This window comes from Rhizobium rosettiformans, assembly GCF_016806065.1.
GTDB lineage: Bacteria > Pseudomonadota > Alphaproteobacteria > Rhizobiales > Rhizobiaceae > Allorhizobium.
On record NZ_CP032405.1, the window covers coordinates 41716 to 62129 of the forward strand.

22 protein-coding genes and 1 tRNA gene are annotated in these 20414 nt (G+C 59.3%); 5 read left to right on the forward strand and 18 right to left on the reverse strand.

Features of this window, described 5'->3' with window-relative positions; all coding sequences use genetic code 11:
• Nucleotides 1-7: 7 nt before the first annotated feature.
• Entirely contained in the window at nt 8-316 is a 309-nt protein-coding gene (locus D4A92_RS00205; RefSeq protein ID WP_203017300.1) for a ribbon-helix-helix domain-containing protein, read from the forward strand.
• A gap of 69 nt (nt 317-385) precedes the next feature.
• Here the strand turns inward: D4A92_RS00205 and D4A92_RS00210 are convergent, their stop codons facing one another.
• Both D4A92_RS00210 and D4A92_RS00215 read right to left on the reverse strand, forming a co-directional pair.
• Nucleotides 386-1378, reverse strand: a complete 993-nt coding sequence (locus D4A92_RS00210; protein ID WP_203017301.1) for an Ldh family oxidoreductase — start codon at nt 1376-1378, stop codon at nt 386-388.
• Between the two features lie 33 nt (nt 1379-1411).
• A complete protein-coding gene (locus tag D4A92_RS00215) occupies nt 1412-2182 on the reverse strand; it encodes an HpcH/HpaI aldolase family protein (RefSeq protein WP_203017302.1) in 771 nt (256 codons plus the stop codon).
• Between the two features lie 186 nt (nt 2183-2368).
• Here D4A92_RS00215 and D4A92_RS00220 point away from each other — a divergent pair, with 186 nt between their 5' ends.
• Nucleotides 2369-3037 (forward strand): spermidine synthase, encoded by a 669-nt coding sequence (locus D4A92_RS00220; RefSeq protein WP_203017303.1) that lies wholly within the window; start codon nt 2369-2371, stop codon nt 3035-3037.
• A 245-nt stretch (nt 3038-3282) separates the two neighbouring features.
• Here the strand turns inward: D4A92_RS00220 and dgcA are convergent, their stop codons facing one another.
• Complete coding sequence (dgcA, locus tag D4A92_RS00225) at nt 3283-4266, reverse strand: N-acetyl-D-Glu racemase DgcA (protein WP_203017304.1); 984 nt, start codon at nt 4264-4266, stop codon at nt 3283-3285.
• A 178-nt stretch (nt 4267-4444) separates the two neighbouring features.
• On the opposite strand from dgcA, the gene mnmA reads away from it, so the two are divergent.
• Both mnmA and D4A92_RS00235 read left to right on the forward strand, forming a co-directional pair.
• Nucleotides 4445-5641, forward strand: a complete 1197-nt coding sequence (gene mnmA / locus D4A92_RS00230) for a tRNA 2-thiouridine(34) synthase MnmA (RefSeq protein WP_203017305.1) — start codon at nt 4445-4447, stop codon at nt 5639-5641.
• A 159-nt stretch (nt 5642-5800) separates the two neighbouring features.
• A tRNA-Met gene (locus D4A92_RS00235) sits at nt 5801-5877 on the forward strand.
• 147 nt (nt 5878-6024) lie between these two features.
• Here the strand turns inward: D4A92_RS00235 and D4A92_RS00240 are convergent.
• From D4A92_RS00240 to D4A92_RS00270, 7 genes are all read right to left on the reverse strand, one after another.
• A complete protein-coding gene (locus tag D4A92_RS00240) occupies nt 6025-6384 on the reverse strand; it encodes a hypothetical protein (RefSeq protein ID WP_203017307.1) in 360 nt (119 codons plus the stop codon).
• Nucleotides 6374-6805 carry a hypothetical protein gene (locus D4A92_RS00245; RefSeq protein WP_203017309.1) on the reverse strand — a complete coding sequence of 144 codons (432 nt, stop codon included), beginning with the start codon at nt 6803-6805 and terminating at the stop codon, nt 6374-6376. Before D4A92_RS00245 ends, D4A92_RS00240 begins: the two co-directional genes overlap by 11 nt.
• Nucleotides 6806-6905: 100 nt before the next feature.
• Complete coding sequence (locus D4A92_RS00250) at nt 6906-9071, reverse strand: phage tail tape measure protein (protein WP_203017311.1); 2166 nt, start codon at nt 9069-9071, stop codon at nt 6906-6908.
• A gap of 147 nt (nt 9072-9218) precedes the next feature.
• On the reverse strand, nt 9219-10112 hold the full coding sequence (locus D4A92_RS00255) for a Mu-like prophage major head subunit gpT family protein (protein ID WP_203017314.1): 894 nt from the start codon (nt 10110-10112) through the stop codon (nt 9219-9221).
• Nucleotides 10109-11074, reverse strand: a complete 966-nt coding sequence (locus tag D4A92_RS00260) for a phage protease (protein WP_203017316.1) — start codon at nt 11072-11074, stop codon at nt 10109-10111. Before D4A92_RS00260 ends, D4A92_RS00255 begins: the two co-directional genes overlap by 4 nt.
• Before the next feature lie 176 nt (nt 11075-11250).
• On the reverse strand, nt 11251-11499 hold the full coding sequence (locus D4A92_RS00265) for a hypothetical protein (RefSeq protein ID WP_203017318.1): 249 nt from the start codon (nt 11497-11499) through the stop codon (nt 11251-11253).
• A 629-nt stretch (nt 11500-12128) separates the two neighbouring features.
• Nucleotides 12129-12308 (reverse strand): hypothetical protein, encoded by a 180-nt coding sequence (locus D4A92_RS00270; RefSeq protein WP_203017320.1) that lies wholly within the window; start codon nt 12306-12308, stop codon nt 12129-12131.
• 123 nt (nt 12309-12431) lie between these two features.
• Here D4A92_RS00270 and D4A92_RS00275 point away from each other — a divergent pair, with 123 nt between their 5' ends.
• Nucleotides 12432-13187, forward strand: coding sequence for a hypothetical protein (locus tag D4A92_RS00275; protein ID WP_203017322.1), 756 nt, complete (start codon nt 12432-12434; stop codon nt 13185-13187).
• Between the two features lie 898 nt (nt 13188-14085).
• Here D4A92_RS00275 and D4A92_RS00280 read toward each other — a convergent pair.
• The 8 genes from D4A92_RS00280 to D4A92_RS00315 form a co-directional block, all read right to left on the reverse strand.
• Nucleotides 14086-14532, reverse strand: a complete 447-nt coding sequence (locus D4A92_RS00280; RefSeq protein ID WP_203017324.1) for a hypothetical protein — start codon at nt 14530-14532, stop codon at nt 14086-14088.
• A 193-nt stretch (nt 14533-14725) separates the two neighbouring features.
• Nucleotides 14726-16024, reverse strand: a complete 1299-nt coding sequence (locus D4A92_RS00285) for a hypothetical protein (RefSeq protein ID WP_203017326.1) — start codon at nt 16022-16024, stop codon at nt 14726-14728.
• A gap of 52 nt (nt 16025-16076) precedes the next feature.
• Nucleotides 16077-16343 carry a hypothetical protein gene (locus D4A92_RS00290; protein WP_203017327.1) on the reverse strand — a complete coding sequence of 89 codons (267 nt, stop codon included), beginning with the start codon at nt 16341-16343 and terminating at the stop codon, nt 16077-16079.
• A 9-nt stretch (nt 16344-16352) separates the two neighbouring features.
• Nucleotides 16353-16847, reverse strand: coding sequence for a hypothetical protein (locus D4A92_RS00295; RefSeq protein WP_203017329.1), 495 nt, complete (start codon nt 16845-16847; stop codon nt 16353-16355).
• Between the two features lie 255 nt (nt 16848-17102).
• The gene (locus tag D4A92_RS00300) at nt 17103-18209 is read right to left on the reverse strand and encodes a hypothetical protein (RefSeq protein ID WP_203017331.1); all 1107 of its coding nucleotides are present in this window, start codon (nt 18207-18209) and stop codon (nt 17103-17105) included.
• Complete coding sequence (locus tag D4A92_RS00305; protein ID WP_246753995.1) at nt 18209-18805, reverse strand: YmfQ family protein; 597 nt, start codon at nt 18803-18805, stop codon at nt 18209-18211. Before D4A92_RS00305 ends, D4A92_RS00300 begins: the two co-directional genes overlap by 1 nt.
• Nucleotides 18802-19944 (reverse strand): baseplate J/gp47 family protein, encoded by a 1143-nt coding sequence (locus tag D4A92_RS00310; protein ID WP_203017334.1) that lies wholly within the window; start codon nt 19942-19944, stop codon nt 18802-18804. Before D4A92_RS00310 ends, D4A92_RS00305 begins: the two co-directional genes overlap by 4 nt.
• Nucleotides 19944-20405: a phage GP46 family protein gene (locus D4A92_RS00315; protein WP_203017336.1), complete on the reverse strand. Its 462-nt coding sequence runs from the start codon at nt 20403-20405 to the stop codon at nt 19944-19946. Before D4A92_RS00315 ends, D4A92_RS00310 begins: the two co-directional genes overlap by 1 nt.
• Nucleotides 20406-20414 lie beyond the last annotated feature (9 nt).

The window sequence follows — 20414 nt, forward strand, 5'->3', positions numbered from 1 at the left end:
GCATGCCATGTGTGAAGTCTTCGCAGGACAGGATCCGGGCCGCTATCGCGCGGTCAACCGCTCCGTCCGCATCGGTGGTCATTCCACCAGCATCCAACTCGAAGCCGCCTTCTGGGTGCTGATCGACGAGATCGCAGCCAGCCAGAATTTCTCGACATCCCGTTTTCTGTCGACGCTCTACGACGAAGCTTTGGAGATCAACGGCTCGGTGTCGAACTTCGCGTCCCTGCTGAGAACGAGCTGTCTCATCTACCTGATGAGCAAGGCGCAGAACCCGGCACAGCCGCCGGAATTCCACATCATCGCCGCCGAGTGAATTCAAGAACGTCGCGCAGCTTGCGTGCCATGCGCTGTTGCCGATGAGCTTGAGCGCAAGCGAACTCGCTCAGGCGATCGCACGGATCGCTGCGACCACCTCGTCATCGATCACGACGCCTTCGGCCTCGGCACTACGGGACAGAGCCTGCCCCCGCCTTCCTGGAATGCGTGCCCCTTCCTGCGCCCCGATTTCATCCGCCAGCAGCGCCAGACGAGAGAAGACGCCAGGCCCGCCCGTCGCCGTGGGATCGATGGCGATGATCGTCTGACCGAGCGCCACGGGCGGCCCCTTGTCGTCGAACAGGGAGGAGGCCTCGAAGGCATAATTGGCACCGATGAGTCCGGCTGAAAGAATCTCGACCATCATTGCAAGCGCTGCCCCTTTCGCACCGCCGAGCGGCGCCATGAAGCCGTCCATTGCACGGTTGGCGTCCGTCGTCGGCTGGCCATCGGCATCGAAGGCCCAATCGTCGGGGATGGCCTCGCCCTTCTGCCGTGCCGCCATGATCTTGCCGCGCGCCACCTTGGAGAGCGCCAGATCGACGACAATCGGCTCGCCATCCTCGATCGGCACGGCAAAGGCGATGGGGTTGGTGCCATAAAGCGCCTTGTTGCCGCCCCAGGGCGCCATGGAGGCCGGCGCATTGGCAAACATCAACGCCGCCAGCCCGCGCTCTGCAAAACGCGCGACCGTCAGCCCCATGACACCGGCATGATGCGAGCGGTGAATGGTGGCGATCGCAATGCCCTGCTCGCGCGCCATGCCGGGCAACATCTCGACGGCAAGATCGAGCGCCGGATAGGCGTAGCCGTTCATCGCATCGATTGTCAGCACGCCCGGCATCGGTCGCGACGCTTGGGGCCTTGCCCGGCCATCCACCTTACCGGCCCGCGCCTGGGCACTGTAGGCCTCGACCCGACGCAGGCCGTGACCGCCCTGCCCGGCAGCTTCGGCGGCAACAAGCGCGCGGGCGACGGATCGCGCATTGGCTTCATCCACGCCGGAACGGTTCAGCGCGTCGACGACCAGCGTCTCGGCTTCTGCAAGTGTGAGCTTCATCGAGGATCCATCAGTGTATCGGGAAAAGCAGGATCAGCCGCGCATTGACGCTGCGAGATTGGCAGCGGCAGCGGAGAGCAGGCTGACATCCGTGGAGGAGGCAAAGAAGCGGATACCGGCCTTGCGCGCCATCGCAAGCATGGCCGGATCGCCGGACATGATGCCGACCGGCTTGCCGGCGGCAACACTCTTGCCGATCACGGTTTCGACGGCCTGCATGACCTCTGGATGCGTGGGGTTGCCGCGGTGGCCCATATCGGCCGCAAGGTCGGCCGGTCCGATGAGGATCGCATCAACACCTGAGGTCGCAATGATCGCATCGGCATTCTCGACGCCAAGCCGGCTTTCAATCTGCGCGATCAGGCAGACTTCGGCATTCGCCGTTTCCGCATAGTCGGCAATACGACCGAAATCAGAGGCACGGCCCAGGCTCGCGCCCATGCCGCGGATGCCCTCCGGCGGATAGCGGAATGCTTTCGCCAATTTCTCGGCCTCTTCCTTGGTCTCGACCATCGGGATCATCACCGTCTGCGCGCCGATATCGAGCGCCTGCTTGATCAGCCAGCTTTCGCCGACCGGCAGGCGCACGACGGGATGTGCCGGATGCCTTGCCACGGCGGCGAGCTGTGCGGCCATCAGCGGAATGTCGTTCGGCCCATGCTCGCCATCGATCAAAATCCAGTCGAAGCCAGCCCCGGCACAAACTTCCGCAACATGCGGGCTCGCTAGAGCCACCCAGAAACCGACCAGCAGGTCGTTGGTGTCGTAAAGGGCGGCCTTGAAGGCATTCTTGGGGGCGGGCATGGGCATTCTCCAACTGCAGGACGTGTCGACACGGTGTGTTCAAGGCGCAAGATGCGCTCTGGCGGACGCAGACCGCAAGGGCCAATCCAACGCCTTTGGTACGGCTGCCGGAGGCCAAGCAGAGTTGAAGCCGAACGGTCCGTCGTGATACGGGCAGCCGAGACCCCAACGCGCAGGAATTGTCCCATGCTCCCCTGGATCCAGCTCGACACGGCCAAGATACCCGGCGGCGGCGAATTGCGCTTGAAGAGCCGCGGCACCGAATTCTCCATCATGCTCGGCACCAACGAGCTGATGAACAGCCGCCTCAGCGGCTCCGAGGAAGCGCTCGCCACGCTGGCCTTCGAGCGGATCGCTACCCACAAGCGCCCGCATATCCTGATCGGCGGCCTCGGTATGGGCTTCACGCTGCGCGCAGCGCTTGCCGTCCTGCCTCAGGATGCGAAGGTGACCGTAGCCGAACTCGTGCCCGCCGTCGTCGACTGGGCGCGCGGCCCCATGGCCGAAATCTATGCCGGCAGCCTCGACGACCCACGCGTGACCATCCATGTCGGCGATGTCGGTGCGCTGATTGCCAAGTCAAAGGGCCAATTCGACGCGATCCTGCTCGACGTCGACAACGGGCCAGATGGCCTCACACGCGAGGCGAATGACGGCCTCTATTCCCATGACGGGATTCGCAAATCCAAGTCGGCGCTAACCCGCGGCGGCGTGCTCGGCGTCTGGTCGCAGGGGCCAGATCCCTACTTCACACGCCGCTTGAAGGACTGCGGCTATGGCGTGGAAGAGATTCCCGTCCGCGCCGGGAGAACCGGTCGCGGCAAGAAGCATGTGATCTGGATGGCGAAGAGCTGAAAGGCTCAATGCGACGGCACTGCTTCGACCTGGCCAGTAGCGCGGCTTCGACCTGGCCGATACCCCCCTCTGCCCTGCCGGGCATCTCCCCCACAAGGGGGAAGACTGGCTACTCCGCTAGCCTGGCGCCCCCTTTGGCGCCGTAAAGGCAGCGGCAAGCGCGACGCCCCGTTCTCCCCCCTTGTGGGGGAGATGCCCGGCAGGGCAGAGGGGGGTGTCGCCACGGCAAACCGCGGCTGAGAATTCTACCCCCACAATCCACGCGGCGGCAGCGGCATCACCGCGCCGTCATAGGCAATGCCCGGCTCGCGGTCCCGCGCCAGAAGCAGCGGCCCGTCGAGATCGACAAAGGCAGCCCCTTGGGCCACCAAGAAGGCCGGGGCCATGGCAAGCGAGGTGCCGACCATGCAGCCCACCATGATCCCGAAGCCGGCTTCAACTGCCGCATCGCGCATCAGAAGCGCCTCGGTCAGCCCACCCGTCTTGTCGAGCTTGATGTTGACGGCGTCATACTTGCCGCGCAACGAAACGAGCGATGCCGTGTCATGGCAGCTCTCGTCGGCACACACGGGCAGGACACGATCAAGGCCAAAAAGCGCATCGTCGCGGCCCGCCGGAAAGGGCTGCTCGACCAGCTTCACCCCGAGATCGAGAAAGACAGGCGCCAGCGCCTTGTATTGCTCAAGGCTCCATCCTTCATTGGCATCGACGATGATGGCGGAGTTCGGCGCACCCGCCCTGACGACCCGAATGCGTTCCACATCCCCCTCGCCGCCGAGCTTGACCTTCAGAAGCGGCCTGTGCGCCTCCTTCTCCGCCGCTGCCTGCATGCTCTCGGGCGTACCGAGCGACAGTGTATAGGTCACCGATAACGGCTTCGGCTCTTGTAACCCAAGAAGTCGCCAGACCGGCTGCCCTGCACGCTTGGCCTCCAGATCCCAGAAAGCGCAGTCGAGCGCGTTGCGCGCTGCCCCCGGCTTCAGCCGGTCCTGCAGCCCAACCCGATCCAACCCTTGCGCCACCTCCGGCACGAGCGCCGTCAGCACCTCGACGACACTCTCGACCGTCTCGCCATAACGCGCATAAGGCACGCATTCGCCCTGCCCCCCATGCACGCCGTCCGTCAGCCTGACCGTGACCACCTTCGCCTCGGTCTTCGAGCCGCGCGAAATCGTGAAGCTCCCGGCAATCGGGAAGCTTTCCGGCGTAACGGTCATCTGGACAGGCATAGGCGTCTCCCTGCGGGACACCCCGCGAATCGCTGCTCTTGCACGAAGAAGCAATCCTTTCTATATCCGTCAACAATCGGACCGGTACCGGCCGCGGGCGAAAAAGCCCGCAATGCCTGAAGCCACATCCCCGCGCATTGCGGGCTGAACGGTCGCATGAAGCACAGAGACGAAGCCCGTGAACACGCTGGATTTTGACAAGAGACCGGAAGATACGCGCGTTGTCGTCGCCATGTCGGGCGGCGTGGATTCCTCCGTCGTCGCCGGCATCCTGAAGCGCGAGGGTTATGACGTCCTCGGCATCACGCTGCAGCTCTACGACCATGGCGCCGCCGTCCACCGCGCCGGCTCCTGCTGCGCCGGCCAGGACATCGACGATGCCCGTCGCGTCTGCGAAACGCTTGGCATTCCCCATTACGTGCTCGACTATGAACAGCGCTTCCGCGACACGGTGATCAACCCGTTCATGGAAAGCTATGTCGCCGGCGAAACGCCGATCCCCTGCGTTGCCTGCAACCAGACGGTCAAGTTCGCCGACTTGCTTGCGACCGCGAAAGAACTCGGCGCCGATGCACTGGCAACCGGCCATTACATCCGCTCGAAATCCGTGCCGCTCGCCAACGATCCAGGCCACCGCGCCCTCTTCCGCCCGATCGATAGCGAACGCGACCAGAGCTATTTCCTCTTTGCCACCACGCAGGAGCAGATCGACTATCTGCGCTTCCCGCTCGGCGCCATGTCGAAGGCGGAAGTCCGTGTGCTCGCCGAAGAGATGGGCCTCGTCGTTGCCCAAAAGGCCGACAGCCAGGACATCTGTTTCGTGCCCCAGGGCAAATATGCCGACGTCATCAACAAGCTGAAGCCGAATGCGGCTCTGGCCGGTGACATCGTGCATCTCGACGGTCGCGTGCTCGGCAATCACGAAGGCATCCTGCATTACACGATCGGCCAGCGGAAGGGTCTCGGCGTCGCTACCGGCGAGCCGCTCTATGTCATCTATCTCGACGCCCGCTCGCGCCGTGTCATCGTCGGCCCGAAGGAAGCGCTGGAAACCCACCGCGTCTATCTGCGCGACATCAACTGGCTCGGCGACCGCACACTGGCGGAAGACGCTGCCGACGGCATGCCCTGCTTCGCCAAGGTGCGCTCCACGCGCCCGCCGACCCCGGCCGTGCTGCATAGCGACGAGCGCGGCATATATGTCGATCTCGAAATCGGCGAAGCCGGCGTCGCGCCGGGCCAGGCCTGCGTGCTCTATTCGGCAACCGGTGCCGACGCCCGCGTCTATGGCGGCGGCTTCATCGAGCGGTCGGAACGCTCAGGCACGGCAGAAAGCGCGCTGAAGGCGCTTCTCGCCAGCCCCGTGGCGGCCTGAGCCCGAGGCTTTCGGGCTTCTCTCAAGCGCTTCGGCCAAGCCGGTGGAAAGCCACACTGTTTTTGCCCAAACCGCGCTTGACTTTGATCGGACCCTCGCCTTATAAGCCGCCCATCGCTTCGGACGGCGACGGCTTCAAGGCCCGAATGTTCGATGTGTGGCGGGGTAGCTCAGGTGGTTAGAGCGTGGGATTCATAACCCCAAGGTCGGCGGTTCAAGTCCGCCCCCCGCTACCAAAATTCTTATTTCCTGTATACTTGAGACAGTCGATTGAATGAGAGCAGCATTTCGGCGTCGCCGATTGTAGCCGGACGCGCGTTTCCGGAATGTAGCTTGACACGCAAATCCGGAAATTTGACACGCAAATCCGGAAAAACCATTTTTTAGTCAGTCTCGTCAGTAGTGCGAATTACGGCTTCCCGCCTGAGACGTGTCCAGTAGCGATAGATAGCCTGGCGCGACGGTGTCCGCGATCCACCAAACTCTCTCCGCACCGCTTTTTCAATCTCTCTCACGGTAAAATGACCGAGCTTCATGGAGATGAAGACTGCAACCTCTGGGTCGCGTTCGATGGTGCTTCGACGGGGCTTCGAAAGCTGCTTGAAGCTGATGCAGCTTTGCTCCAAATCGAGCCGTGCTTTCAGTAGCGCCTGGTAGTCTATCAGAGGGATCGTCACCAATGCCGGATAGCCCGCTTTTTGAAGCGGGCATCCCTTCGGGCACTTGATGGTTTTACGCGGCATCGGAGCTTGTTCTTTTCCGGGGACCGGTCCTGCCCTTTGGTCGTGGTGCGCGACTGAGAAGGCCTGCGTTGCGCAGCCTCATGATGAGCCGTTCCACCCCCGCCTCAGTAATGCGCAGAAGGATCGCGATCTCGCGGTTGCCAAGCCCCTGCTCGAAATAGCGCTGAACAAGAAAAGAACGCGCTAGCGGCATCTTGAGATACCCGCCAGGCGTTTGGGCGGAAAGCTTCCGGAGGCTCTCACGCGATATTGCCCTCAGGAGCGTCATGTTTTCGTGCTCCGGGTTTGAAGGGATGTAGCACCGCAAGCCGCCGAAGTTGACGAATAAGCTGTGAGCTTCATCGTCTCCGATGAGATCGCGGATTTGGTTGACGTTGAGCGACTCGTGGAAGTCGCCGTCGATATCGTCATCATGAAACATGGTCGCTCCTGAGAAGGTGCCCCGGCAGTGAGGAAAGCGGCGGGCTCACTGCCGGGGGCTTAAACGTCGCGCCAGAGGGGGAGGTGACGCGACGAACTCGCTAATTGCGCAATATTCGACCGGTGTTCAGAGCTTGTGATGGCGAAGAAACCGTGGTGTTGCTTTCCACAACCTTGCCCGGACCTTCGACTTTCACCTTGCTTTCAGTCGTCACATTGAGCTGTTGTGGCGGTGCCTGAGCTGGCATCATTCCGCCGCCCTGGTTGTCATTCACGGCGTTGACCTGGGCGCGGAAGTTGACGGCCTTGCCACTGATGCCATTCAGTTCGGCTGCGATCTGCTTTGTCAGGTCAAGCGCCTTCTGAAGCTCGCCGGTCTGGATGTCAGGACTTGCCACAATCTGGAGGCTGTCACGGATCGTGTTGCCGATAGACAGCGCTTCGGCGGTCGCCTCGTCTCCACCGGCCATGAGCGCATTCTGGTAATCACGCATCCCGAGCTGCGCATTCACAGGCCAATCGACCGTGATGGACGCGAGGTTCTTTCGCAGCTCTTCAACGCTCGACAGATCAACCTTCGGAGCGGAAACCTTCGCGTCGTCCGCCTTGTCGAGGCCGAGCCATTGCCGAGGCGTACCGATGTTGGTGGAAAGCCAGCTATTCCAGCCTTCCGAGCGCTTCTTGTTCTCGTCCATGAACTTCTTTAGTTCATCCGGCTCGCTCGGGATGTTGCTGACCAGGTCATAGGCCATCGCGCCGGAGAACAGCATTCCCCAGATCGACGGGCGTCTAATGCCGTTGGCCTTGGTAGCGGCGGCATTCACGCGGTCGAGGCTATCAGCAACAGTGCCGATGCCTCGACCAGATCGGGAGACCATCCGGAACAGGCTGCCCAGCATCCGCAATGGTGCGAAGAGCGCTGTTATGCCTGCAAGCACGATGGGCAAGGCAAGGCCAAGTGCGCCGAGGCCTGCAACGGCGATCAGTGCGGCACCGCCGAGGGCAATCGACTTGCGAACAAGACCGCCTGTTTCCTCATCGGTTTCGCGTAGCCACTTCAACAGACCAGAGAGGGTATCGTTGATGAGCGGCAGCCACGTTCCAAAAGCGAGGCCGACTTCACGCCATGCCTGGGTGCCGATCTCGCGGAAGGTGATCATCTGGCGGTTGATCCCTTCCATTTGCGTTTTGAAATCGAGGTCCGTCATGGCTCCAGTTGCCTTGGCAACCTCTTCCTTGATGCTCTTGTACTCATCGACGTTCGTCATGAACGGGATGAGGAAGTCCATGACCTGCATATCGGAGAACAGCTCTCCGAGCTTTCCAGCGCCATAGATTTGTTCGAGCTGCTCGCGCACCTGGGCGAGCGCGTCAGCCCCTTCCAGGCCGTTCGCCTTCGCCTTCTCCATCATCTTCGTGATCTCGCTACCGGAGATGCCAGTGAGCTTGTTGATCTTCTGCATGACGGCCTCAATCGGGTTAATGCCCTTGATCGCGGCGTCCTGCATCACGGCCTCGATATCGACACCGGCTTCCTTGAAGCTCTTGATCGTCGTCGGCGCGAGAATTTTGGAGAGGAAGTTTTTGAGGTTGTTCGCGGCCTCTGCCGGGTCGGCCGTGCCCTTGCGGGCGATCTGCAAAGCGCTACCGAGATAGTCCACGGCCTCGCGGCCCGTCACACCGAACTTTGCCATTTGGCTTGTGAGCGTCGGGAAGTACCGGGCCATGTCCTTCAATTCGAAGGAGCCGAGCTTGCCCGCCGTCACCAGCGAGTCAAGCGCTTCCTCAAGTCCTTCCGGCTTCACCTTGAGCGTCTGGATAAGCGACGTGGCAACGTCAGCCATCTCAGAGAACGGCGTGTTAGAGGCCGTCGCAGATCGACCGATAGCGAGTAGCGACTTGTCGACAACGGACATATCGATACCCGCCGCGATCATACGCCCCGCGCCCGCCGCGATGTCATCGGAGGTTTGTCCGACCAAAAGGCCCAGCTCTTCGAACTGGCCTTTCATGCTGGCAACAGATTGGAAGGCTTTCGCCCCGACAAGGTTTTGGGTCCCAGCTATATCTAAGAGCTTTTGCTGAAACTCCGCCGCCTGGGAAATGGGAGCCATGAACGAAAGACCCGCAATAGCGGTGCCAAGGATACCGATCTTGCGGGTGAATGACACAATGCCGTCGAGCGTTCGTCGGAGCCGAGACAGCGGCCCGCTCAGAAGGTCTCGCATGCGAACGATGACATCGAGGTTCATACTGCGGACTGACATCGGCTCTTCCTTTTGAGAGATGCGTCCAGGCGGCTGACGGACGCCTGGACGCTTGAGGACGTTGGACCCATGGATATCGTCCAACGCATGCTTGCCGGGGAACCACTCCGGCGATCAGTGCCCGACAGCAGGGAACGGGCACCGAATTCAGGCGACGTGCGCCGTCACGATCAGCTCGACGGAATTTGCCCAGATGTTGCTTTCACCGCCGTTGATCAGCATTGAATTGATCAATTGGCGAGCTACACCCTCAAGTGCAGGCGGAACAATCATGTGAGTTGCCATCACGCCGAGCGGCTTTCCACTGGGGCGACGCAAGGTCGCCATCGCAGTGCGAGCAGCTTCATAGTTGGCAGCGTTCAGGGTTGCGCCGGAGCAATATGCGAGCTGCCAAAGGCCGTAACCAGCGTTGCAGCGGCCATCGGTGCCGTAGATGTACTTGTTCTGGAAGAACACGTTGTCATCATTCGGCGCGGTCTTCGAGGTGAAGTCGAAGGGGCGGCGCTCCTGGTAGATCATCGGCTTCAAGGGCTGACTGCAGTCGAACAGATACCACTTTGAGCCAGCGCCAGCGGTATAGTTCGATACGGCGACCTGCTCGCCGTTCTCATTGAAGCCGACGTGATCGGTGTCGAAGAAATACTGATCGTCAAAGCACTTCGTCACCGTGCCGTCCTTGATCAGGTCAAAGACCAGGCTGTCCGGAAACTGCGCGACATCGAAGCCGAGCTTCTCCAGGCGCGGCCCGAAAATGCCATAAGTGTCGTCTTCGATGTTCTCGCGCGGAACCGCTACGGTCTCTTCGAACGTCCGGTTCTTGATCCGGTACTGAGCGCCCGAGAGATCGTGAATGATACGGTCGCCCAGCCATTCGCGAATGCCGGGAGTGTCTTCGAGCCAGCCGTAGTTTTCGGCGGCATGGCTGGAGCTGACCTTCATCGCGATCTTCGACCAGTGCGACGTGGCGCTGCTCAAGCCCTTGTTAAACGACGTGCTGAAGCCGTCGTAAAGTGTCTTCATGGTGCTCGGGTTGATGTTCACTTGTCGGCCTTTCCGCCATAGGCTTTCACGTCTTCAGCCGAGAGGCCGAGGTTGCGATGCACGTCCGTCACCTCAGGGCTTCCGCCTTGATCACGCTCGCGCTGTTTCGAAAAATCGTGGGAGGATTGGAGGCCGGTCATGAAATCGACCACCGGCTTGCCAGCACCACCAAGGAAGTCATCGAAGGCTGCCTTGTTGACCTGGCACAGGCTTACGGCCCAATCGCGCATGAACGGCAGAAGCTTGCCGCCCTTGATGTGAGCGTCCACTTCCACTTCCGCCGCCTGGAGCGAGATGCCCGAGCGGAGCTTGTGGAGTTCCGCAACGGTCTGCTGGAACATGTCAATCGGCACGAACTGCGCCGGATCGGCGCTGTTCATGCTCTTGCTGGTCTTGACCGTCTGAAGGATCGTGTCGGCATCCGCCGTTGCGGGAAGTCCGAGCGCCGTCCGCAGATCGCTCATGAATTTCTCATAGTCCATGGAAAGGCCTTTCTCAGCCGCATTGAGAGACTTCAGGGTGAGGTTCGGGTTGTTGGTCAGCGAGGCGCGGGCGATTGAAAGGACGTGGAAATCCTTGGTGTGGAAAAGCACCGGGGACAGGAACCGGAATTCCTTGTCCTTCACCTGTTGCGCCGCCTTCGGGGTCCACTCGACCAATCCCCAGATGCCGTCAGCCCGCGCTTCCATCTGCGAAATCCAGCCAGCGGCAGGCGCGGGCAAACCCTGCGGTGCAAGCTTGTCAATCGCGTGCTCATAGTCGATTGGCAGCTTGTCGGTGCTGATGTTCTGGAATGAACGACTGATGACGGCCTTCGCATTGTCCACGATGTAGGGACCGCGCCCGTCCACGGTCTTCATAGAGCCGAGGGTTACGAGCTGGACCCACTGTTGCCGCTCTCCCTGCTCGGTAGAGGCAAGGCTGACAGCCTGGGCAGTAGAAGTTTGAAGCGAGAGGTCCATGGGGCTTTCCGGTGGTTATCCCCGAAATTGCCCGGAAAAACGCCAGAAACCATGCCCGCCAAAGCGGGCACGGTCTCGGAAAGACGCCAAACTGAGGGTTTTCTAGCGGAAGGCAATCGCGGAATTCATGCCCGCCACCGGGGAAAATTCACCACGTCGAACTTAGGCCAAAGCCCTCAGTTCGCCAAGGGCGGCTTGGCATGCCCTGCCATGATCTTCTCTTCCGCCACCTGAAGCCCAGCCAGAATATCGTTTTTCGCCTTCACATAACCCGCGACATGCTGATCAGTGAGCTTTTCGGCCTCGATCATCTGGAGAAGCTGCTGATCTGCCGCATGGTGCATTTGCAGCGCCTGGCCGCGCACGTCCACCATATGCATGAGTTGCTCATGGGAAAGCTTCGTCAGGTCGATTTTGCCGCTCATTCCGATTTCCTCATATCTGCCCGTAGAGGGCTTCTGCTGCCGATCCCGGCTCCGTTAGTCGAAAATCTTCTTGAATCGCTCCTACGGGCTTTGAGGCGGCTTTGAAATTAAACTTCGATCAAAGGGCCGGGTGTCCTTTGATCACTTTCACCTAACCGATCAAAGCATCAGGTTGCTTGCCGCCGTAAGCACCCCCATGGAAGCGGCGAGAAAAAAGTAAAAGGATTTGGTCGGCAGGTGGGTGATCGAATTCTGTAATCGCGCCAAGCGGACGCTTATGTTTCTCATGTCAGAGGCAAGCTTCAGCAAAACAGCTCTCCATATTTCGCCGTCGAAACGATCAAAGGATCACGGTGATCCTTTGGGAAAACGGGACACCGGGTGCCCTGATAAACAGGGTAATAGCTACCCCGTTTTGATTTACGGATCAAAGGTCACCGTGTGACCTTTGATCAAAGTGCAGCCATTGCACTCGGATCAAAGGGTAATCTTTACCATTTGATCGACCGTTTGCTGTCTCCCGAAGGCGCACTGTGCTCCTTCGGGAAACGGGGGCTTGGTGCCCCCGTTTGGCTCTTTCGATCAAAGGGGCACGATGATCATTTGATTTAACTAATATACAGGGCCGGTCATTTCGGCAGGTAACCCTTCTCTTTCAGAGCTTCGACTATAAGCCTACGGACGCCTTCGGGACGGGTCGGCAAATCCACTTGATCCTTCCGGTAGGCATCCAGTGCCGTCTTCACCTCTTCAAGAAGACGCACATTCACGGCCTCGCTGTTTACCCTTGGTCTGCCAGCCTTCGCCATTTTCCAATTCTTAGCGCTAAATATGTTGACTATTTTGATTCATGGTGCCAGAAATAAAACAGCCGCGCAAGGTGCTTGCAACACCTCACGCGGCCTAACCCAACGGCAAAAGGAGTTCCCCTCATGCCACAGGCTGCTTTCGCAGATAGCACAACTGCGCCCTCACAGCACCCCACCATTTCGTTCGTTGTCGAAGCGTTGGAAGACATCCACCTGAAACTCACAACACTAGCGGCGTCTGCCTGCCTTGCCATTGAGGACGGAGACACGGAAGATAACTTCGTTGATGGCCTCTCAGAGCTATTCAGGCTGACGCTCGATGAGCTGCGCAATACTCGTCTTTGGCTTGACCATGATCGGCCTCAGATGGAGCCTGCTCAGGCAATCGCCAAATCTGACGATCCGTGGATCGAGGCCAAGGTATTCTGGCGCGTAATCGAAATCATCAAGGCGGTTCGACAGGAAAGCGGCCTGCCGGTCTACGATGCCGAGGAGGAATGGCCGGTGTCGTTTTTGAGCGAGGTCAAGACCATGGCCAGAGGCTATGTGGAACAGGTTGGCGCGAAGGCTGGAAGCTGGGACGATCCGCTGGAAGTGGGCAGCTATCTCCCATGGATTGAGATGGTCATTCGGAGCGACCTTACGAAACAGACCGAGCCGGTGACAGGACAGGCCGACAACAACGCACGCGGGACGCAGAACTCCACGCGGGAGATGCGAGATCAGTTCATCGCCCAGGCGCATGCAGACGGCTTCTCACCAGCAGACATATCCATGGCGTTGGGTCTCAGACAGACAGTCGTTGAGCGCACTATCCGCCGTCTCACTCGCGAGGCGGCACCGGAAACGGGAGAACACGAGGAAGCCAGGACAGCATAGTATCGCGTCTCCCTGGTCGAGATCGTGTGGGCGGTCTGGAGCAATCCAGGCCGCTTTTTCGTGGCGATTTTGGTGCGTGGTTTCGGCGTTCCCTGCCGCGCAATTTCGAAGCACCTTCGAGCCATCATTAACCGCAGCTCGAAGGCTCTGTCATGCGTTCCCTTGCCCGCCGATCTTCCCTAAATTTCGCCCCCTCGAATGTCATCCCCTATTGGCTGTTCTGCTACTGGAGAGTGGTTCGGTTTGAAACCGAAGGCGATCTTGCAAAAGCGTGGGAAATGCTGCCAGACCGCTTGCCGCGAGGCACGAAATGTCCGACTGTAGAAGTCGTTGCGACCTGCCTTGTAGATCATGGACTGGCAACCCGCCGGTAGATGACAGGTGGGGAAGCGATCAACCGTAAAAAACGGTTTTCTCTTCGCGCTTCCCCGATTAGTTTCAACGGCTTAGCGCTGAACATTTGGGCGCTTCCCCACAGTTGGGGAAGCGCTGATTGGAAAAGGTCTGGTGAAGGGGCCGTTGCGGTCGCTCTCAAGCAAATGGCTTCAAGCGGTCCAGCCTAACTTTTTCAAGGGCTTGATGGCCTCTCAAAGCAAAATTGCCAGATTATGAGGAATTCTCGAAGGCTTGGCATGTTTTTCCGGATTTGGCAGCCATGTGGAGAGTTTCGCATTTTTCGCTGTCAAAATCGGTCTTCCCGGCAGGCGCTTCCTCACACCAAAAAGTCTAGCGTTTTCCCTCTCTTAATCATCTGATCCTACGCAATATCACCTAATCCCAAATATCCGGTTCTTCGTGTCAAACAACACGGAAATTTGACACGCAGAACCGGAAAAACCAATTTTCCAGCTGCCGTGTCAAAAGCCTACATTGCTGTCGTGAGTGCAGGCGGAAAAATTCATTGAGACCAAGCCGTATAGATACGCAGGCAAATCCGCTCAGCCCGACCCAGCGTGCCCTCGTCGACTAAAGTATCTCCGCTACCCGTTTCAGTTTTGCCCGGTTGAACTGTATCCAACGATGGACCAGCACTTAAAGCAGCGAGGAGGGTGTCCTGCCCATCGAAGAGTGCAAAGTCGGCACTGATCGACACGGGCTTCTCGATGCGATTCGCGACAGCGTATGAAACCTCGATGGCGAACGCACCGTTGGACAAGAACGACTTAGTTTCTCTGACAGAGAAATTGTTGATCCTGATCTGAGGTGTATCCGCAGACGCCTCTTGGAAGGCAGCCCGCTCGAAACAGTTGAAGTCGCCGGTCGCCGGAGTTGGCGCAGTCTCCTCTGCTGATGCGGCAAACGCTACAAGACAAGACAGCGAAGCAAGAAGTGGGGCGCGGATCATGTCGGCTCCTAGTTAGACAAAGTGGTGAAGGTGGAGTTGTAACGGCGCATCGGCTTCGGCCACAAGTCTAAACCGCAATCAGGATTTGACGTGTCGGCATATGACTGAGAAGCGCTTGAAGCCAGTTCACAGACCTGATGAAGCCATTTAGAGAAGCCACAGGCCTACGCCATTTGATGATGGGGCGGCGGGGTTAAAGCGGAAGCTTCTGCAAGAATATGCTTCCGATACGGCATCTGTCAGCGCTCGCCGCAGCCCGCGCCTGCCGGAGCAAAAGTCTCACGGGATCGCCGGAAACATCAGATATGGTGAAGTCGAAAGACCCGGATGAAACGACATTGCCCATGAAGCCAGTCGCAATTGGCGTAGGAGTTACGTTAGATCCGTTTGTCGCCTTGGTGATGAAGACGTCAGTGCCGCCATTGGGATTTCCGGCGAGCGACACATCGCCAAACAGCAGGCGATAGTCCCCAGGCTCAGAGATACCCAAGATAAGAGAGACGCGATTGAATGGCGCACCAGTTCCGTCACCGTTTAGCAGAAGCGTGTCGGGCGTAGTCGCCGTGTCAATTGACGCTGTTCCGGCGTGTATCGTGACGCCGGAAAGCCCGTTGGTCTCTGCAACGTAATTCAGTGGCGGAGTTGGGTCGGGATCTTTTCGCCAGAACTTAGTCTGACGGTTTACGGTTGCGATAGAAAGAGGCGAAGACGTTGCCGGGTCAAACTCTGCGTAGAACTTAATGCGGCTCTGGCCTGTGTGCTGCCTGACGTAGTAGCGCATAAAGTTCGACTGTTCGTGGGCATCGCATGTTATCTGCGCCTGTATCCCGCTCGTCGGGTTTCGCAGTATGACCCCGCTATCAACCGTAATTTTGTCGTTGACTACGATTTGCTCAAATGTCTCGCCCCCGTCAGTGCTGTACTGCGAGGCGTTCGACAAGATCTCGTGTGATACAAGCACCTCGCTCCAGACCTGATCACTGGAAACAAAGGACATCGCGTCCCTGAAAATGCCATTCGGCAAGATCTGGCATTCAAACTCGGCGTCAACCTGCGCCGCTCCGGTCACGCCGACAGAGGAACGAGTCAGGCGGAATGTGCCGCGCTGCTCGCCGCTTGTGGAAACATCGGGGATATGAAGCTCAGATGTTGTCTCGCCGCCGTGGAAACTCATCACCCATTTAGACTCTGCGTTGCTGTAGAACGCATAATCGCGAGAGCCGAGGTCGAACTCGGACGCGATAATGACACGGTTCACATTATCGTCGTGAGGGCTTTCAACGGAGGGCAGCCCGTAAATTCCGACCCGCCGCCAAGCATCCCAAGGAGATCCGGTGTCAGTCGCGCCTGAGCCCCCATCATCTTTTATGAACTGGTAAGCGATTGCTCCGGAGACGCCTAAATCGGCAACAGCAACCTTTACCCAAAACTCATCGTCGCTGACATACTCGACAGCATACACGCCACCCTTGATCGGGGTATTGCTGAACAAGGGCCAACGCGGGGGCGTCGGATCGGAAAGGCCAAAGGCCTGCGGAACCGCGTCATGGGTTTGACCACGCCTTCGCCGTTGCCTGATTGAGGTTGTTTTTCACGGCGATTTTCACGAAAGGCAAAGCCGAGAAATTGGCGATTGGTCTGGTGATGGTTAGCGTGTCGACCTCGACCCAATCGGCATTTCCATCAACACGTGCAATCACGGAAAAGGTCGTCAAAGGATCAGCAGCGGATACCTGCACATAGAATTCACCCCCAGGGGTGAAAACTGCGCTCTCTGCCGTAGCAGACGTCGTGTTCAATCGCTCTGTCATCACATTCCCCTAGTTGACCGGCCAAACGACCGCGTTGGCCGCTGCCTTTGCGGCTTCGACTGTTTCAGCGTTGACAATGCTCTGCTTCGTCGAAAGCCTTGCGGCCTCGATCGCCGCACCAATCTGCAGCCACTGAGCGTTCGCAGTCGCTACGACTTGGGCAACACCAACCAGCGTGCTTGCGGTGATGCCAATCTCGGCCGCAAGGAGCGGATAGTCTTCGGGATTGGGGTCGACGGCGCTGAGGCACAGCCGCGCCTCCTCCGCTTTTCGGGCATAGGTCATAGCCTGCCCTGCACCGGGCGTAATGTAGCGATGGCGGTGAGCCTCCGCCTCTGCGTCTACGCCAGCCATAAGCAGGCTCTTGACCTGAACTAAAGATGGCGGTTCCATGGTCAAGCCATAGGCCCCGAGCACTTCTTGCAAAGCCTGATCTGTCTGCTCGCCTTCGCTATCGCTGGGCCAGCGCGTCGGTGAATGACCAACAGCCAGGAATGCCTCCATGCGATCATCTGGCACTACTGATCGTCTCTGCTGCGCGCTGTCGAAGATCCTGCCGTCGTCTGACAGCCAAAACCACTTAGCTGGATCAAACATAGATGCCCCCCGTTCCCGTGGTGCCAGCCTGGTCACCGGGTAAAAAGTTGACGCCAGCACCAGCCGTGTTGATGACGCCGTTCATATTGACGTCAAACCGTTTGCCGCCATTCGCCCCTGTGAAAGTGGTGGCAAGGACAGTCGCTCTTCCACCGCGCACTCTCAAAAATGTTTCTTGGTTGAAGCCAGGTCCCATCTGTACCGTCGCGGGGTCGGAGAACGCGGCCCCCGAAAATATTCCGCCCATAGAGACATCAATACCGATCGGTGACGAGCGCATGAATTTGATGGTGCCCCCCCACGAAAGCTGCCCCCATCTAAAATTCCAATATGAGCAAAGCCGAGATGATAAACGACAGGATCAAGCTCGCAATTTTTCAATAGGCCTGATGAACCGACCCCGACCAACAATCCGTTCGACGTGATGTCTGTGGTTATTCCGTTTCGGATTTTAATCCCCTCGACCCGAAATCCAGGGCAGTAATCCAAGCGGATTGCATTGATTTGGCTGCCGCCGACCACATAGTTTTGCGGCGCAGCCGGGTCGCCCCTCAGAATTAAGTTAGCAATGCCGCCGATCGTGCAGCCATCGTAGTTGCCCGCATTACCCAGCTGAATGACGGTGCTTTGCGCACCTGTGTTGAAACGGCGCAAGGCATAGCTTGCTGCTGCGTTAATGGTGGCAAAGGCAGCCGCCGCAGTGTTCGCAGAGCCATCATTGTTGTCGTTGCCGTCAGTTCGTACAAAGATTGTGGTTGTGCCTGGCGATGAGCTCAGGAACTGGGTCATTGCAGGGCTCAAAAGTTGGAAGGAGCCTGCATCGTAGATCGCAGCAATCTTGTCGCCGGCTTTGTAATCGAACCTCGCCAACGCACCTCCGCCTTGACGGGTCAACGGCACAGCGCCAAGGCCGTCGACGTTGATTGTCGTGGCACCTGCACAATCAGCTGCAGCTTTGAAACGAATGATCAGACCACTCGCGTAGCTAACGGGTGCGGGCGACAGTGCAAGCGTGAGAGCCGTAGCAGATCCGCCCGCCGCTGCGAAGTTCATGCGGCTGGACTGTATCGCCTTGGCGAGTTGTGACCAATCATCGGGCGACGGATCCATGCCGGTCGATTCGACTACATAAAGGATTTCTTCCTGGGTCATGTTCAGCCAGAGAGCTTTAACCTCTGTTCCCTCCTGACCTAGAACCAGATCCTCATCACGAAAGCCCCTGCGACCTGTTCCGATATCAATTGTACCGGCACCATTGATGCGATCCATCAGGACCCTCCATAGGAAAAAACGACCAGGGTGTGAGAGGGCTTCAACCGCCGGATCTCACACTCGATCGAGGACACGGCAAAGGAGCCGAGGCTATGGCCAGCGCGGCTCGCTCCGGCCTTGAAGTTCACGACGGTCACAAGACCAGGAATGTTAACCCGCCAGACGAACTGACAGCCTTCGGGCCTCAACCGCTGTCCGGCCCGCAAGCCGCCGGCCCTTGATGGCCAGAACTCATCGATCGTGATTTCCACGCCGAGGCGGGATGCAAGAGCCACGAAATAGGGGACCGACTGGCCGCCGCGCGCGGTCCAGCGCTGATGCGCAAGCCGCTGGCGCTGGGCGACATTGAGATCGCCCTGATCGCGGCCGCACGGGTCAGGGCCGAGGCACCGCTCGAAATCCGTCAGCAGCAGGTTTGCCTTCCTCGGATCGGTCTCATCCATCAGGGCTTCCGCGCCGACCTCGACATCGTGCAGGGCAAGGCCAATGCCAGCGAGAATGGCGTCGAGGATCCCGCCACGCTTTCCGAGCGCCCAGCCCGGCGCGACCTTGGCAATCAGACTGCGCGTGATGGCTTGAGGGGTGCGCGTCATGCCGGCACCCATGTAATGGTGCCAGGGATCGGATAGTGTGTGGACCCCAGCGTGTATCGATCGGCCGGCACCGTCAGGTCATGGGCATATTCGCCGTCGGCAGCCGAGATCGCCTCGGAGATCCGGCTGGGCTCGATGGTGGCTCCGATCGGGCTTTCGTTGCCGGTATCATCCTCGTCGCCGATGGTCGCGATGAAGCGATTGAAGGCTTGCTCGACGGCAGACCTGGTAGAGGCCACATCGGGTCGCAGCCGCACAGAGATCGGGACAGCCGTCAGGACGCCCGGCACGACGATCACACGCGCTGTCACCGGCCGCACGCCGAGCAGACTGCCGAACTCGCCCAGATGCGCTTGAATACGATCAATCTCTTCCGTGGTCGGCACGCGGGCAGAGCCATCGTCATCCCGCATGATGACGACGACAGCGAGCGAGCCGCGACCGATCCATTCCGGGATGACCTTGATGGCCAGAGCATCGGCCACTTCGCGCACCCATGTCGGATAGTCAAAGCCCGCGCCGCCATGAGCCGGCTGGCGGATACGCTGCAGATAGGCAGCCTTGATCTCCTCCGGCGTCATTTCGTCCGCGCCGCCCAGGAAAGCCGTCGAGACCGTAACACGCGTAATGCCGGCGACAACGGCGACCGTCGATAGCTGGACGCCGGCCGGCAGATTGCCCGACGCGCCGGCGCTGACGGCAATGGCTGGCATGGTCGCAACACCGGCACCTGAGATCGTCGCGCCAGCGGTGGTTTCAAACAAGATCCCGTCACTGGCCGAAAGCGCGATACCGGAAGGCAGCACTGTGCCAGGCGCACCCTCAATCAGCACTGCACCAACAGCTTTGATTGCGCCGCGCTCATCGACACCCCAGATGCCGGCATGCCGTCGGATCATGGTTTCATCGTCGGCGCTGTCGGGCATGTATTGCCGAGCCCACCAGGCGATGTGGTCGTGTAGCTCTCGGACTTCAGGAGCAACCGAGGCGAACACCTGGAAGAAGACACCGAAGCGGTTGCGAACGGCCCTTGAGAGCTTGCGGGGATCAGCGTCAGATCGGATGGTGAGAATGCCGGCTTCTACACCGGCCGCTATCCGCTCGAAAATGGCTTGCGCACGGGGAATGGGCCAGACCATCAGCCGTCCACCCTTTTAGTCAACGAGAGGCTTGCATCCTCTACCGAGACACGGAAGCCGAGCACCTCGGGTCGCAACCACACGACCTCGATCTCGGCCGGCTGCCCGGTCACCTCAACCGCCCACGACAGAGCCTCTTCAAGCCAGAACTCGCACAGCAACCGCGTTGTCTCGGTTTCCTTCGCACGTTCCAGGAGCCAAAGCTTCGACCCAGTCATCGCCCCCGAAGCTTCAAAGGCGTCGGCAATCGCGCCACGGCGCTCCGAGAAGCTGGCAGGCGCAAGGAACTGAGAACGCCCTTCAGGAAGCGGGTCATCAACATCGGCCCGACGATCGAGGCCGATCGAGACGAGCATGGCCGAGACCGATGTCGTATCGAGCACAAGATCGAGATCATCGCCGAGCGTCAGGTCGCAGCGGCGGCTTTCCGGATCGTAAGTGAGAGCGAGATCGCAAAACATGGTGGCGAA

Coding starts and splice junctions, on each gene's coding strand:
- D4A92_RS00210 (WP_203017301.1), bottom strand. CDS start 1,378: ATGAAGCTCACACTTGCAGAAGCCGAGACGCTGGTCGTCGACGCGCTG.
- D4A92_RS00310 (WP_203017334.1), bottom strand. CDS start 19,944: ATGGTCTGGCCCATTCCCCGTGCGCAAGCCATTTTCGAGCGGATAGCG.
- D4A92_RS00295 (WP_203017329.1), bottom strand. CDS start 16,847: ATGGAGGCATTCCTGGCTGTTGGTCATTCACCGACGCGCTGGCCCAGC.
- D4A92_RS00220 (WP_203017303.1), top strand. CDS start 2,369: ATGCTCCCCTGGATCCAGCTCGACACGGCCAAGATACCCGGCGGCGGC.
- D4A92_RS00205 (WP_203017300.1), top strand. CDS start 8: ATGTGTGAAGTCTTCGCAGGACAGGATCCGGGCCGCTATCGCGCGGTC.
- D4A92_RS00260 (WP_203017316.1), bottom strand. CDS start 11,074: ATGGACCTCTCGCTTCAAACTTCTACTGCCCAGGCTGTCAGCCTTGCC.
- D4A92_RS00270 (WP_203017320.1), bottom strand. CDS start 12,308: ATGGCGAAGGCTGGCAGACCAAGGGTAAACAGCGAGGCCGTGAATGTG.
- D4A92_RS00250 (WP_203017311.1), bottom strand. CDS start 9,071: ATGTCAGTCCGCAGTATGAACCTCGATGTCATCGTTCGCATGCGAGAC.
- dgcA (WP_203017304.1), bottom strand. CDS start 4,266: ATGCCTGTCCAGATGACCGTTACGCCGGAAAGCTTCCCGATTGCCGGG.
- D4A92_RS00280 (WP_203017324.1), bottom strand. CDS start 14,532: ATGATCCGCGCCCCACTTCTTGCTTCGCTGTCTTGTCTTGTAGCGTTT.
- D4A92_RS00265 (WP_203017318.1), bottom strand. CDS start 11,499: ATGAGCGGCAAAATCGACCTGACGAAGCTTTCCCATGAGCAACTCATG.
- D4A92_RS00315 (WP_203017336.1), bottom strand. CDS start 20,405: ATGTTTTGCGATCTCGCTCTCACTTACGATCCGGAAAGCCGCCGCTGC.
- D4A92_RS00290 (WP_203017327.1), bottom strand. CDS start 16,343: ATGACAGAGCGATTGAACACGACGTCTGCTACGGCAGAGAGCGCAGTT.
- D4A92_RS00215 (WP_203017302.1), bottom strand. CDS start 2,182: ATGCCCGCCCCCAAGAATGCCTTCAAGGCCGCCCTTTACGACACCAAC.
- D4A92_RS00240 (WP_203017307.1), bottom strand. CDS start 6,384: ATGCCGCGTAAAACCATCAAGTGCCCGAAGGGATGCCCGCTTCAAAAA.
- D4A92_RS00275 (WP_203017322.1), top strand. CDS start 12,432: ATGCCACAGGCTGCTTTCGCAGATAGCACAACTGCGCCCTCACAGCAC.
- D4A92_RS00245 (WP_203017309.1), bottom strand. CDS start 6,805: ATGTTTCATGATGACGATATCGACGGCGACTTCCACGAGTCGCTCAAC.
- D4A92_RS00305 (WP_246753995.1), bottom strand. CDS start 18,805: ATGACGCGCACCCCTCAAGCCATCACGCGCAGTCTGATTGCCAAGGTC.
- D4A92_RS00300 (WP_203017331.1), bottom strand. CDS start 18,209: ATGGATCGCATCAATGGTGCCGGTACAATTGATATCGGAACAGGTCGC.